General features: G+C 36.1%; 15 protein-coding genes and 1 pseudogene. 6 read left to right on the top strand and 10 right to left on the bottom strand.

The window, feature by feature from the left end; translation table 11 throughout:
- Positions 1–87 precede the first annotated feature (87 nt).
- Positions 88–1287 (bottom strand): A/G-specific adenine glycosylase, encoded by a 1200-nt coding sequence (gene mutY, locus ACQV2O_RS02460; RefSeq protein ID WP_428872766.1) that lies wholly within the window; start codon positions 1285–1287, stop codon positions 88–90.
- Between the two features lie 4 nt (positions 1288–1291).
- Positions 1292–2242 (bottom strand): RecX family transcriptional regulator, encoded by a 951-nt coding sequence (locus ACQV2O_RS02465; RefSeq protein ID WP_428874895.1) that lies wholly within the window; start codon positions 2240–2242, stop codon positions 1292–1294.
- A 113-nt stretch (positions 2243–2355) separates the two neighbouring features.
- Here ACQV2O_RS02465 and ACQV2O_RS02470 point away from each other — a divergent pair, with 113 nt between their 5' ends.
- From ACQV2O_RS02470 to sdaAB, 5 genes and pseudogenes are all read left to right on the top strand, one after another.
- Entirely contained in the window at positions 2356–3147 is a 792-nt protein-coding gene (locus tag ACQV2O_RS02470) for a threonine/serine ThrE exporter family protein (RefSeq protein WP_428872764.1), read from the top strand.
- Complete coding sequence (locus tag ACQV2O_RS02475; RefSeq protein WP_428872763.1) at positions 3138–3593, top strand: threonine/serine exporter family protein; 456 nt, start codon at positions 3138–3140, stop codon at positions 3591–3593. Before ACQV2O_RS02470 ends, ACQV2O_RS02475 begins: the two co-directional genes overlap by 10 nt.
- 83 nt (positions 3594–3676) lie before the next feature.
- Positions 3677–4633, top strand: a complete 957-nt coding sequence (locus tag ACQV2O_RS02480; protein WP_428872762.1) for a DUF697 domain-containing protein — start codon at positions 3677–3679, stop codon at positions 4631–4633.
- A 113-nt stretch (positions 4634–4746) separates the two neighbouring features.
- A pseudogene (gene sdaAA, locus ACQV2O_RS02485) lies at positions 4747–5616 on the top strand (L-serine ammonia-lyase, iron-sulfur-dependent, subunit alpha); the annotation flags it as partial.
- 57 nt (positions 5617–5673) lie between these two features.
- Entirely contained in the window at positions 5674–6363 is a 690-nt protein-coding gene (gene sdaAB / locus ACQV2O_RS02490; RefSeq protein WP_428874941.1) for an L-serine ammonia-lyase, iron-sulfur-dependent subunit beta, read from the top strand.
- Positions 6364–6411: 48 nt separating this feature from the next.
- On the opposite strand, the gene ACQV2O_RS02495 is transcribed toward sdaAB, so the two are convergent.
- The 8 genes from ACQV2O_RS02495 to ACQV2O_RS02530 all read right to left on the bottom strand — a co-directional run bounded on the left by ACQV2O_RS02495 (position 6412) and on the right by ACQV2O_RS02530 (position 11800).
- Positions 6412–6828 carry a hypothetical protein gene (locus ACQV2O_RS02495; protein ID WP_428872761.1) on the bottom strand — a complete coding sequence of 139 codons (417 nt, stop codon included), beginning with the start codon at positions 6826–6828 and terminating at the stop codon, positions 6412–6414.
- A 35-nt stretch (positions 6829–6863) separates the two neighbouring features.
- Positions 6864–7385: a hypothetical protein gene (locus ACQV2O_RS02500; protein ID WP_428872760.1), complete on the bottom strand. Its 522-nt coding sequence runs from the start codon at positions 7383–7385 to the stop codon at positions 6864–6866.
- The gene (locus ACQV2O_RS02505) at positions 7369–8214 is read right to left on the bottom strand and encodes an NAD(P)H-hydrate dehydratase (protein WP_428872758.1); all 846 of its coding nucleotides are present in this window, start codon (positions 8212–8214) and stop codon (positions 7369–7371) included. The genes ACQV2O_RS02500 and ACQV2O_RS02505 overlap by 17 nt, the downstream gene beginning before the upstream one ends.
- A 126-nt stretch (positions 8215–8340) precedes the next feature.
- Entirely contained in the window at positions 8341–9192 is an 852-nt protein-coding gene (locus tag ACQV2O_RS02510) for a DegV family protein (protein WP_428874896.1), read from the bottom strand.
- Complete coding sequence (locus ACQV2O_RS02515; protein WP_428872756.1) at positions 9185–9718, bottom strand: DUF1836 domain-containing protein; 534 nt, start codon at positions 9716–9718, stop codon at positions 9185–9187. The genes ACQV2O_RS02510 and ACQV2O_RS02515 overlap by 8 nt, the downstream gene beginning before the upstream one ends.
- A gap of 106 nt (positions 9719–9824) precedes the next feature.
- On the bottom strand, positions 9825–10556 hold the full coding sequence (locus ACQV2O_RS02520; RefSeq protein ID WP_428872755.1) for a YebC/PmpR family DNA-binding transcriptional regulator: 732 nt from the start codon (positions 10554–10556) through the stop codon (positions 9825–9827).
- 21 nt (positions 10557–10577) lie between these two features.
- Positions 10578–11405 carry an exodeoxyribonuclease III gene (locus ACQV2O_RS02525; RefSeq protein ID WP_428872754.1) on the bottom strand — a complete coding sequence of 276 codons (828 nt, stop codon included), beginning with the start codon at positions 11403–11405 and terminating at the stop codon, positions 10578–10580.
- A 65-nt stretch (positions 11406–11470) separates the two neighbouring features.
- Positions 11471–11800, bottom strand: coding sequence for a hypothetical protein (locus ACQV2O_RS02530; protein ID WP_428872753.1), 330 nt, complete (start codon positions 11798–11800; stop codon positions 11471–11473).
- A gap of 190 nt (positions 11801–11990) precedes the next feature.
- Between ACQV2O_RS02530 and ACQV2O_RS02535 the strand changes: the two genes are divergently transcribed.
- The gene (locus tag ACQV2O_RS02535; RefSeq protein WP_428874897.1) at positions 11991–13457 is read left to right on the top strand and encodes an NCS2 family permease; all 1467 of its coding nucleotides are present in this window, start codon (positions 11991–11993) and stop codon (positions 13455–13457) included.
- The last annotated feature ends 13 nt before the right edge of the window (positions 13458–13470 follow it).

Genomic DNA, 13470 nt, shown 5'->3' on the forward strand with positions numbered 1-13470 from the left:
TAAAATATATCGTTTGTAATCAAAAGACCTCTAGCTCTTTTTGCTAGGGGTCTAAATTTTTTAAAACTTATTTGTTTGATGCATCATTTAAAAAAGTCGTAAGTCATCATTAGAAGATGCTTTATTACTATCTAATAATTTTATCTGCAGTGAGGACAAGGCCAATTGACTTATATCACTCTCTGCTACCCACCGAAAGCTACTATCATTTAGATGAAGCTGATCAAGTAATTGCTGTCCACTACTTTCAAAATTGACCGCTAAAATGCCAACTTGCCAAATTCGATGGCTAAAAACATGTTTTATTGCTGGAGTAAGCTTTTCTATCTTGACTTTAAAGTATTGCTGAATTTCTTCTACAACAGATTCCATTACCATTTCATCTGGCTTGAGATAAGTATAAAAGAATGCCTCTTTAACTTCATTTGCATCTTTTAAAGCTAGCAAATCGACTTCTACTAAAGGATAGTGCCATAAGCCGAACAATAATTCTCCGGTTTGATGCTGACGCATTAAAACTTTCCCTTCTTTATTTATAATTTTATAAGCAAGCCATTCTTGTCTTATCTGCTTAGTCTTCTTATGTTTAACTGGATAAAGATGACTCGTTCCATTTTGATAAGATTGATCAAATTCTTCTAAGATATGGTTTTCAGGCCGGTAATTGCTTGGTGTCATAACGGTAGCTCCAATATCCATCAAAGCTTGATTAAAGTCACCCGGTCGTTTGGGGTCAATCAGAGGGTCTAATATGGCTTTAAAAACTTTACGGTTTTTTGCTTGACCAATATCTTCCTCTACTTCAAATAAGCGAGCGATAATACGCATTAAATTGCCATCAATGGCAGGCTCAACTAAACCAAAGGCAATCGAGCCGATAGCTGCTGCTGTATAAGGTCCAATACCTTTTAAACTTAATAGCTCCTTCATGGTTTTTGGCATGATGCCATCATAATCATTCATAATTTGTTTAGCAGCAAATTGCATATTTCTTACCCTTGAATAATAGCCTAAGCCTTGCCATAGCTGATGCAGTTGTTCTTCAGAACTTTGAGCTAAAGCTTGAATAGTTGGTAACTCGTCTATAAAACGCTCATAGTAAGGGATAACCGTATTCACTTGCGTTTGTTGCAGCATAATCTCACTGACCCAAATTTGATAGGGATCTTTGCTGTGGCGCCATGGTAAGTCTCGCCCTTCTTCATCGTACCAAGTTAATACTGTTTTGCGAAACTTCTGAATTTTTTGAGGAGACCAATCAAGATAACTACTTATAAATTTACTCATTTAACTACTCATTCTCCCCTTTCATATTCATCACACTTTCATTATCCTCTAGCCAATTTTGAATGTCTTGATATTCAAATCCCTTTTGGCGCAAGTCGACAATTAGACGCTGCTTAAGTTCGTAGCCTTCATGTTTTTTGGATCTTTTGCGAAAAATTTTTTGCCCCTCTTTATCCAGCAGATCCTCCTGAAGTTCAGGATCGACTTCCATTTTATAATTATCTAGAAAGGTTTGAATGATTGTTCGATCATAGCCCTTTTGGTTAAGGTGTTGGTATAACTTTGTTTTTTGCATGGCTAAAGACAATCGTTTTTTACTTTTAATAAACTTATCCGCTAACATTTTTAAGTTTTCTCGTTGCAAATTTTCTGGATACTCCATTAAAGCTTCTTCAATTAATAGATCATTTAAACCTTTCATTTTCAGCTCATAAGAAATGTTTCTTGGCCCTTTACGGTTGATATTGGCTTGAGTGCGTACATAGGCTTGGCCATAAATAAGATCATTAATTAAGTTTTGTTCTTTTAGTTTGTCAATAATTTGATCAATCAAACTTTCTGAAATGTCAAAAGATGCATAGTCAACATTCCTTTGTTGTTTACTGGGATTAGCTAGTGGCGTTTTGCAGTTACTAGATTCCATTTCCTTAGAAAAATCCTGCCTTTCTTCCATCTTCTCACTTTGTGACTCTTTTATCATTTTATCAAGATAATCACGTACTTCTTGTTCAGATTTCAAACCATAAGACAGATAGTTTAGCGTTTTTTGATAAAAACGATAATGAAATTCAGCTTCTAAAATTTTTCTAATTAACTCTTGATCGACTGCTAAACCTTTTCTGATAGCAAACTTAATTAAAATTGCCTCATCGATTCCAAAAGCAAACTGATTATCTATAAAAATAGAATAGCGTTGCTTATTCTTTTTTTGAACCTGAATTTTTGATATTTTCAAATCATCACCTCTATTTATTATTGTAACACGATTTATCCAACTTCTCTGATTCAGACTTCTATTCTGTTATCGAGAATATGCTATAATAGACAAAAAACTAAAGGGGCTTGCTCATGGATAAAAGAGAACAGTCAATTCTTCAACTAGCCACTCTTGCTGGGACCCTCTTGATTCAATCAGAAGCTGAAGGTTATCGAGTTGAGCGAACAGTTAACCAAATTCTCTCATTAAGTAACTTTGACCAACCCGCTGTCTTTTCATCTGCTTCTGGCCTATTTTTAGCTTTACAAAATAGTCAGTTTAAAGAAGAAAGCCCGGTGGGAAGCACAATTATTGTAAGGGTGAAAAACCGCAAAAATCACATGCGCATCATCCATCAAGTCAATGAAATCATTGGTCAATTATTAGACAAAAGTATTAGTCCACAAGAAGCCTATTTGAAACTAAACAGCATTCAAGACCAGGAATATACCACCCATAACCAATTTGTTTGGACAATTCTTTTGATCATGTCCTATGTTATCTTATTAGAAGGTGGTTTAGGCGATTTGGTGATTGCTCTAATTCCAACCATCATGATTCTATTTTTTAAACTATCAGAAGATAACTTTGGTCTCAACCGTTTTGCTGTCAATGTCTTAATGACAAGTTCACTAGCCTTTGTTTTACCCATTATCCATTGGTATGTAACCACCCGCTTTAACCTAAATATTGTTATTGGTGCCACTTTAATGCCACTTTATCCCGGAACGGCTTTTACCAATGGAATCCGTGATTTGCTTCACGGGGATTACTCTACTGGTATAACTCGTTTAATAGATGCTTTTAAGGAAGGATTGAGCCTTGCTTTGGGTGTCGGAATTGGCTTAGCTATCTCATATGGAGTGATTAACTTATGGAATTAAATCATTTAATATTAAGACTCGTTGCTAGTTATCTAGCAACTGTAGCAGCAGCTATCAATGTCAATGCTCCACGTAAATTCATTTATTGGTCAGGTATACCGGGAATCATTTCATATGCTGTTTATTTATTTGTTCTAAGTCACACCAATACCTTTATCGCTACTTTTATTGGTAGTCTTATTGTAAGTATTATGGGCCAGTGGATGTCACGTAAGTTTAAAACCGTCGTTAATGTTTTTTACATTCCTGCTTTCTTTCTTTATGTACCGGGAATTGCCATTTACGAGACTGCAGAATACTTTATGCAAAACAATTTGATTGCAGCTAGTCAGTCCTTTTATCAAGCCTTGGTGACTGCTCTTGCCATTGGTTTAGCGGTCTTTGTCGTGGATTCAGCTATGGATACTTATAAATATCACCTTAATAAAAGGTCACAAGCCGATTAAATTTTATGCTCAATCGGTCAGTCTATGGTCGGAGTAATCTTTCTATTTAAAATGTTAAACTTATAAAATCGAGGGGTGATTTTTTGAATAATTGGCGCCAATGGCTGAAAGTAGTAGCCTCAACTTTTTTAATTATAACCATTATTTTTATTTTCAATCAATTTATGCAATTATACCGTAATTTAGCTTATATCCATCCTCTCTTAGCACTCACAGTCATTTTTATTCTAGCTGTTATGTTAATTTATTTTACATTCCTAACTGTGAGAGAACTAATGAAGTTGCCTAAAGAAATAGATTTAGCAGATGGAGCAGGTCCAGAAGAATACGATCAGTATGTAAAAGATAGTTTAGTCAAACTAATTAAGAACCCTACTTTAAAAGAGCTGAATTACGATTGGCTTGCTCACGAAAACTTATCCGCAGAAGAACAAATTCACTTGGCCCATCATTCTTTAAGAGAACATGGCTTAATTGAAATCAAAAAACAAGCTCAAATGGTTTTCTTAACAACTGCTATCTCACAAAATGGTTCCTTAGATGCCCTTACAGTTCTAGTTGTTTTAATGAAAATGGTTTGGCATTTGATCAAAGTGTATGATACGCGTCCGAGTTTCGGAAAAGTTCTTTCCATATACACTAATGTTGCAACCACAATTTTAATGGCTAGAGGGATTGAAGACTTAGATCTTATTGAAGCTCAAATGGAACCTTTCATCTCTTCCATCCTTGGAGGCAGTCTATTATCCATGATTCCAGGCTCTGTTTCGATTACTAATTTAATAGCCAACTCGATTTTAGAAGGATCCATTAATGCCCTACTAACCTTAAGAGTGGGAATTGTTACTATGGATTATTTGGGCAGCTTGAAAGATGCTGATAATCAAGTTATCAAACGGTCTGCAACCATTGAAAGCACAAAATTGCTCGGTCAAATTATTAAAGATGGCAGTTTAAAAGTTATCCAAACCATCGTTAAATCTGTTAAAAAAACAGGTATCGAAAATAGTAAGAAATGGAATCCGTTTACAAAGATATAATAACAATGCTAGCGATTTACGCTAGCATATTTTTCTGAAAAAGGTTAAATTACAAGTAAGGCTGTGCTATAATGCACTAAGTAAAAATAAGTATCTGGATTGGGGTTGATTTTATGTCATTTACAAGTTTAAAAGGTTTAATTGATGAAGCTAATGAAAGAAAACTAACCATTTCTCAAGTAATGATTCAAAATGAAATGGAATTACGAGGAATTACTGAGGAAGAAATGTTAGTTGCTATGGAAGAACAGTTTGATGTCATGGTCAATTCAGTAAGAAAAGGTACTTTGGAGTCTGTTATGAGTCATACAGGTGTGACTGGTGGAGATGGTCATCGTGTCTTTGAATATACCCAAAAGGATGACTCTTTAATCGATTCCTTCACATTAAGAGTTGTCGCAAATGCGATGGCAGTCAATGAAGTGAATGCTTCAATGGGAAGAATTGTTGCGACCCCTACGGCAGGTTCTGCCGGTATTTTACCTGCTTGTTTAGTTCATATGCTTGATACTGGAAATTTTGAAAAGGAACAATTAGTCCGTGCGATGTTTACCGCTTCTGCTTTAGGCTTAGTTATTGCTAACCGTGCTTCTATTTCCGGCGCCCAAGGAGGTTGCCAAGCCGAAGTGGGTTCTGCCACTTCTATGGCAGCTGGGGCCCTAGTTGAATTGAAAGGTGGAACACCTGAGCAAGTTGGTAATGCAGTGGGATTAGCACTTAAAAACTCACTCGGACTTGTTTGCGATCCTGTTGCAGGTTTAGTAGAAATCCCTTGTATCATTCGGAATGGACTTCATGCACTGACTGCAATGGCTGCTGCTGATATGGCATTAGCTGATGTGGTATCCATTATTCCTTCGGATGAAGTTATTGACGCTATGGATGCTATTGGTAATGAACTCCCTGAATCATTAAGAGAAACAGGCATTGGTGGTGTAGCGGGTACTCCTACTGCCCGTCGTATCAAAGAACAGGTCTTTGGTAATTCAGATGAATTAGTAGCTGATGTTGAGGTTGAGTTATCTGGAACAGGTGAAAAGATTTTAGAGGATGGAGTTAGCGCGTCTTACCAATCTGGTTTCGAAATTATTGGTCCAGTAATGGTCGGTCCTTCATCTTCTCATACTGCCGGTGCCGTTCGCCTCGGTAATGTTGCTCGTCAACTTCTAGGAGAAGAACCTGAGGAAGTCGTATTCACCCTAATGGATTCTTTTGCTAAAACTTATCAAGGTCATGGCACTGACCTAGCATTAATAGCCGGCGTTTTAGGCTATACGACTCGTGATTCAGAAATAGCTGATATACGTGATATTGCTGAAGAACGTGGATTAAAGATTAATTTCCTCGAGCGTAATCTAGGAAACTATCACCCTAATACTGCTCGTATTCATATCTTCGGTCCAAATAACCACGTCACCATCATTGGCTCATCAGTAGGTGGTGGAAAAATCGAAATCAACAAATATGATGAATATGATGTTCGCTTTTCTGGCGAACGCCCTACTTTAATTATCCGTCATAAAGATAAAATTGGAACAATCGGTCGCCTTTCAACCTTCCTACAAGATCATGATATAAACATCTCATACATGACACACCAAAGAGCTAAAATTAATGGCCCCGCTATTACTATCTTTGAAATGGACCAAGAGCTTAACCAAGAAGATACAGATGAGCTTCTTCTTCGCTTTAGCTTTATTGATGATTTAAAGGCTATCTATGTAAAATAAATTAAAACCTATTCCCAGTCATGGGGATAGGCTTTTCTCATAGTATTTTTACTCCTCGTCATTTCGTAATAAATGGCCATCTTCGTTCTTGACCAAAAAGTGAACAGTAGCAAAGACAATAAAGATAGCTATGGATCCTAATACCAAATCTTCCATTGTTTGCGCATAAATCAGCATTTTTCTAGCAATTACAAATAAGATCAGTTCTAAAACTGCTTTAGGAGAGTGAAAAAGCAACATAAAAATTAACTCAATTCCCACTAAAAGCAACAAAGCATAACCTAAAAAATTTTGAAAAACAGAATAGGTTTCTATAACATCTGCTTGTAAAACTAAATAACCGTATTTAAATAAGTCAATCATTCCTACAGCGACACTTAAAGTAATAGCTATAACTATTACCATTTCAAGTAAACGAGAATATTCTTCGAGAGTCTGTTTTAATCTATCAATATTAAATTTCATTTTTTCGCTCCCTATATAATCTTTAATCTGAACGCTTAGCCATCAATACCACGTTCAATTGCTTTTTTATATGAATCAACAATCTTCTCTTCTTGTTTAATTAACTGTCCTAAAGTTAAAGTTAATTGTTGAGAGTTCTCTAAACTATCTAATTGATCCTTCTGATAATCAATGTCTCGCCAGACTAATTCATGTTCCAACTTTTTCCCTATTACGTTTAACTTCTCAATAATTTGATGCTTGAGCCGTTTTTTCCGTCTACTCTCTTGTGATTCTATTTGAGGTAGGAGTTGATAAATTGTCTCGAGTGGAATTTTTCTTTGCATATGTCCGTGCTTGACGATACAATATTCTTTACTAAAAGGACTGATTCCAGGATAGATTCCATGAATTTGATAAATACCATCGTATAAATGATACGTTCCCTTTTTAAACTCAGGAAGAAATACTCTTTTCAGTCGATAGACTGGATCTTCTCCCACAATCTCAGCTATCCACATTTTTTCATCACTATTTGGGCTTAAAGTTAGTTTTTGGGCTTTAAATTCTTCGTTCAAATCGATTACCTTTCAATTCAAATAAATCTTTCATAAATTCAGGAATTTGCTTTATTAATCTGGATGGTAACACAATAAATTCTTTTTGATTAATTTGATTAGCAATCGCTGTGTGCATATAAGCAGCTATCAATACAGCACCCAAAGGGGATGAAGACTGTCCCATCAATCCAGATATCATACCAGCTAAGGTATCGCCCATTCCCCCTATTGCCATGCCTGCATTGCCCGGGATATTGCTATAAGATAAGCCGGAAGGCTGATAAATCTCAGTTTGATGCGATTTTAATACGAGGATAGCTTGATATGAATCTGAAAATTCCTGAGGATCATTGATATTGTTCGCTTCTTGCATTTTTAGCCATTCACCCAAGTGAGGGGTAAAGATTAATTGGCCTTTACAAGAAAATGGACCTTCTTTCGCCCACAGGCTAATGGCGTCTCCATCAAGAATTAACACTTGATTAGGTTGGATACTTGATAGCGTTTCACTTAATATCTCAATACTTTCTTGACTCCTACCAAGGCCCGGACCAATTAACACGTGATTTGCTTTAGAAATCCACTGTTTCCTCAAATTTTGATCTGCCCAATTCCCAACCATCATCTCTGGAGTATGCAAATGACAAACATTTATATTAGTCTTTGCAGTTAGCAAACTCGTTAAGCCCGAACCAACATGAACACAGGCGCTAGCAGCTAATATTGCAGCCCCCGCCATCTGTTCATTACCTGCTATAATCAAACTATGTCCGTAGTTCCCTTTGTAACTATCAAATGGACGAGGATCTATAAGTGATCTTATTTTAGTCAAGCTTAATTCAATCATCGTTTTCCTCATTTCCTTGAATATAGTATTATATTAAGCTGAAATCTAATAACAAGCAAGTCAAAATAATACGCTTACAAAGTAAAAACGATGAGGCTAGGAATTTCTCATCATTTTTTATTTTTTTTAATCAATAACAAGAATTGAAATACCTACTGACTGAGGTCCGGCATGTACTCCTAAAACGGGAGTTAATTCAGTCACAATGGATGTTTCAGCATTAGCAATTTCTTCAGCCAAATCTTTTTGTAATTGAGAGATTTCTTCGTTATTATTGCCGGCAAAAAGAGCGATTTTGTAGCGTTTAGCTCCTTGCAATTTTTCTTTAGCTGCTGCTAAAAGGGTTGCATAAGATCTTTTCTTCCCTCTTGCCTTATTAATGATTTCAATTTCACCGTTATGAATAGTTAATAATGGATTAATATTAAAGAAAGCACCAATCATACCAGCATACTTATTAAACCTCCCACCCTTAATAACATATTTCAATGTTCTAAACAGAGCGTAAATACCAGCTTTATTTTCCACTCTTTCTAATTCAGCTAAAATTTCCTCAGCTGACTTACCATCTTCTCTGAGTTCAGCAGCATAGATTGAAAGTAAACCAGTGATTGAAGCAATATAATTGGATTCATAAATGAAAATTTCTAAGTTTTTATACTGTTCTTTAACTACTTCATATAATTGACGCATACCGGTTAATTTTAAAGATGCTGTAATTACTACTGCTTGAGTATAACCCTTCTCTACTAAACGATCCAAAAGATCTATAATTTCTTGGATAGGCGGAATACCAGTCGATAAGACGTCATGATGTTGCATCTGTTCGTAGAATTCCCTAGAATCAATATCAATCAAGTCACGATAGTGTTTATCTCCCATTTGCAACATATAGTGAATGATTTCAATACCGTAATGTTCAGCAAGATCTGCCTTTAAGTCTTGTGAAGTATCTGCAATAATAGCTAATTTATTCATTATAATCTCCTATCTGGTCATAACCACCTGATTCAATAATCAATTCGGCTAGTAATTTAGTAGCAAATGCATGTGATACTGCATTAATACCTTCGGTTTTTTTACTTATTTCAATTCCTTCAACAACAAAGGGACGATTTTGACCTACCGTTTTAAAAACACGTTGAACAGCATTGTTAATTGACTCTGAAAACAAATCAAACCCTTCTTCGATCGTTACCCTCTTCGTTTGGAGTTCAATGCCCCTTCGAACGGTTTCAATAGGCAAAATACGTTTATAGATAGCAATAATTAAAAGAAAGGCTATCTGTTGACGTCCATACTTCCTACCCTTGATTTTAGGGATGACACCCCATTTAGAATAATTTTGAATCATCGTGGAAGTCATTGCTACTTCGTCATTCATGATTGGGCCCAAACAATCTTGAATATATTCAACCACTTCTTGGTTGAACATGGACTGTTTAGGTAATTCATCCCATGAAGGACAATGGAAAGCTAATATCTTCTCAATTTTTATCGTCACTTAGCACCCCTTTTATCTAGTTATCACCACTATATGTTACCATCTAAATACATTCTGTCAAGCAAAAAAACATATTAAAAAAACTCGAGAAAATATCTCGAGTTTTTTATTCATCAAGTTGACCATTATGAAACACTTCAGACACATCGTCATCATCTTCTAGAGCATCAACAATGGTTGTCAGTACCTCATAATCTTTTTTTGATAGATTGACAAAAGTTTTGGGTATTAAGGTTAATTCAGCTGTATAAATCACTAGCCCTTCTTGCAACAATTTATCTCTTACCTTGGCTAATTCACTGGGATCCGTATAAATCTCAAAAACTTCTTCAGAACTTTCTAAGTCTTCGCCGCCCACTTCTAGAACAAGCATCAACATTTCATCTTCATCTAGATTGTTCTTTTCTCTTTCTAAAACAATATAGCCTTTGCGATCAAACAGGTAATTAACCGTTCCGGATTCTCCAATATTACCACCATTTTTATTATAAGCAATCCTGACATTGGTCATAGTTCGGTTACGATTATCAGTCAATGCTTCGGTCAAAATAGCTACCCCTTGAGGGCCAAAGCCCTCATATATCACTTCATCATAATTCTCTCCTTCAGAGGAGGTCGTCGCCTTTTTAATGGCTCGATCGACATTATCATTTGGCATATTATTGGCTTTAGCCTTGTCCATAGCTAAACGCAAAGCGGGATTAGTGTCTGGATCCCCTCCGCTCTGTTTAGCTGCCATATAAATTTCCCGTGATAATTTTTGGAAGAGTTTCCCTCTTTTAGCATCCTGGGCACCCTTACGATTTTTTATATTATTCCACTTAGAATGTCCTGCCAATGTTATCGACTCCTTTCACTTTTATAAATCTATTTCTAATAAGATGGGGGTATGATCTTGACGCTCGCCTGAATCGATCATTTCAGATCTTTGAACTTTATCAGCGATTCGATCACTCACTAAGAAATAATCAATTCTCCAGCCTGAATTATTCTGTTTACTTGTTCGAACCCTTTGGGCCCACCAAGTATAAACGCCTTCTACTGGACCATGTAAATGACGAAAAGTATCCGTGAAACCTTTGTTTAAAAGATTAGTAAATCCTTGACGCTCTTCATCTGTAAAGCCTGCAGAAAAGTGATTTCTGTCTGGATGAGCCAAGTCAATTTCTTTATGAGCTACATTAAAATCACCTGTCGCAATCACAGGCTTTACTTGGTCTAAACATACTAAATAATCAGCATACTTTTCATCCCAAATCTGACGATCCTCTAGTCTCTTTAACTCGCTTCCAGCATTTGGAGTATATACATTAGTAAGGTAAAAATCAGCAAATTCCAATGTCATTATTCTACCTTCATAATCCATTGGATGAGGACAAGAAATTTCTGGATAAGAAACTTCAGCTTTCAAGTCTTTCTTATACATAAACATCGTTCCAGCATATCCCTTACGAGCTGGTTCTTGAGAAGAACGCCAAGCTATTTGATAATTAGGGAATAGTTCCTCTATAACCTTTTTATGTTTTTTGGTTGGTCCCTTAGCAGATAACTTAGTCTCTTGAATAGCTATTACATCTGCTTGCAAAGCGTTGAGTTTAATCAAAACTTCTCGAGACAGGATAGCTCGATTAGAATCACTGGTCAATGCAGCGTTTAGTGAATCAATATTCCAAGATATAATTTTCATTTCATTCTCCTTTTTAAATATTAGCCTCTTTATTTTATCATATTTAGCCTTGCTTCTCGAATGGTCTATAAATCTCTCAACTGTTTCAACTCATAGTGTTTACGATAGAATGCTAGTATTAAAATAATTAATGAACCTAACCAAGCCATCGGATTAGATAAGACCGTTCCAGAAAATCCAATCATAGGAGTTAATACAAAAGCGGCAATAACCCTCATGACTAATTCCGCAATACCAGCTAATCCAACTCCTGCTAAAGCATTTAAACCAATACTTCGCCCCACTATAAAAGTGTCTACCATATTGTAAAATAATTGGAATAAATTCCCCATTATTAAAGGAATCGAAAAACGAATAATCTTTTTAATGGAGGATCCGGTTGTCATATCATTCAATGGCCTACCTCCTAAGTTTAAATACCTACTCAGTATAGGAAAAACTAAAGATTGCTTCAATGAAATGAAAACACATTCTTTAGTAAAAAAGCCGAACATTTAAATTTAACAAAAGATTATATATTTTTATGCTCTTCCGAAAGACAATTATCTTTGTTACAATCATTTCATCAATTTGAGGAGGAATTCAATGGAAGCCATTCGCAATTATTTTAAGTTTTCTGAGAACAATACGGACCTAGGAACAGAGATACAAGCAGGAATCACTACCTTTCTTGCTATGTCTTATATCATGTTCGTCAATCCAGCCATTTTGTCACAAGCAGGTATGCCGGCACAAGGAGTATTTCTAGCTACTATTTTTGCTGCTGCTATTTCAACTTTATTCATTGGAATATTTGCTAATGTTCCTTACGCCTTAGCTCCCGGGATGGGATTAAATGCATTCTTTACCTATACGGTTGTTTTTGCCTTAGGATTCACTTGGCAAGAGGCACTATCCATGGTATTCATTTGTGGAATCTTGAACGTTTTAATCACTATCACTAAAATTCGTAAATTATTAATCGTTTCAATTCCTGCATTTTTACAACATGCTATTTCTGCTGGTATCGGTATTTTCATCGGCTATATCGGTTTAAAAAATGCTGGTCTTTTACAATTCACCTCAGGTGCCGGGAATATTATCTCTGTCAATAATGGAGATCCTATGGTGGAAACAATCTCTGGTGGAGTATTCAGCGTTGTAACTGATGGTGGTATTGTCCCAGAATTGGTTAATTTCACCCAACCAGGTGCCTTAATTGCAGTTGTTGGTATAATTGTCACCATTATCCTAATGATGAGAAAGTCTAAAGGAGCCATTTTAATTGGTATCGCTGTTACAACTGTATTAGCTTTCCTAACCAATGTGGTTGACTTAGGACAAGTTTCATTCGCCGATAATTCTCTCTCTTCTGCTTTTGCTGACCTTGGGCAAATTTTTGGCGTAATTTTCACCAGTGCAGGAATCCCTTCTCTATTTGGCGATCTTACTCGCTTACCAATTGTTTTAATGACAATCTTTGCTTTTTCACTTTCTGATGTTTTTGATACAATTGGTACCTTTATTGGTACTGGTTTACGCTCAGGTATCTTTTCAAAAGCCGATCAATTAGCTTTAGAATCCGGTTCAGGATTCACTTCTAAGATGGATAAAGCCTTGTTCGGCGACTCAGTAGGGACAATTTTTGGAGCAATTCTAGGTACTTCCAATACTACAACCTTTGTCGAGTCATCTGCTGGGATTGGAGCTGGAGGTCGTACAGGCTTTACTTCAGTGGTAACAGCGCTTTGCTTTGTTCTTTCTGCTTTCTTATCGCCAATCATCTCTTTAATTCCTGCACAAGCAACAGCACCAGCCTTGATTATTGTCGGGATTTTGATGGTTAGCTCTCTATCCGATATTGACTGGTCGAATTTTGAAGATGCTGTGCCGGCATTCTTCGCATCTGTTTTTATGGGTTTAACCTACTCCATTTCCAACGGAATTGCAGCAGGATTCATTCTCTATGGAATCATTAAAACAGCTAAAGGACAAACTAAAGAAGTTCATCCAATTATTTGGGTATCGATTGTTCTCTTTATCATCAACTTCATCGTGCTAGCTATTATTTAAGAATAATACTTAA

Source organism: Facklamia sp. P13055 (assembly GCF_050409445.1).
In the GTDB taxonomy this organism is placed as follows: Bacteria; Bacillota; Bacilli; order Lactobacillales; family Aerococcaceae; genus Facklamia.

Bases quoted from the DNA above. Each gene is read 5' to 3' on its own strand.
- ACQV2O_RS02505 (WP_428872758.1), bottom strand. From the start codon at position 8,214: ATGATTGAATTAAGCTTGACTAAAATAAGATCACTTATAGATCCTCGT.
- mutY (WP_428872766.1), bottom strand. From the start codon at position 1,287: ATGAGTAAATTTATAAGTAGTTATCTTGATTGGTCTCCTCAAAAAATT.
- ACQV2O_RS02535 (WP_428874897.1), top strand. From the start codon at position 11,991: ATGGAAGCCATTCGCAATTATTTTAAGTTTTCTGAGAACAATACGGAC.
- ACQV2O_RS02510 (WP_428874896.1), bottom strand. From the start codon at position 9,192: ATGAATAAATTAGCTATTATTGCAGATACTTCACAAGACTTAAAGGCA.
- ACQV2O_RS02475 (WP_428872763.1), top strand. From the start codon at position 3,138: ATGGAATTAAATCATTTAATATTAAGACTCGTTGCTAGTTATCTAGCA.
- ACQV2O_RS02525 (WP_428872754.1), bottom strand. From the start codon at position 11,405: ATGAAAATTATATCTTGGAATATTGATTCACTAAACGCTGCATTGACC.
- ACQV2O_RS02470 (WP_428872764.1), top strand. From the start codon at position 2,356: ATGGATAAAAGAGAACAGTCAATTCTTCAACTAGCCACTCTTGCTGGG.
- ACQV2O_RS02495 (WP_428872761.1), bottom strand. From the start codon at position 6,828: ATGAAATTTAATATTGATAGATTAAAACAGACTCTCGAAGAATATTCT.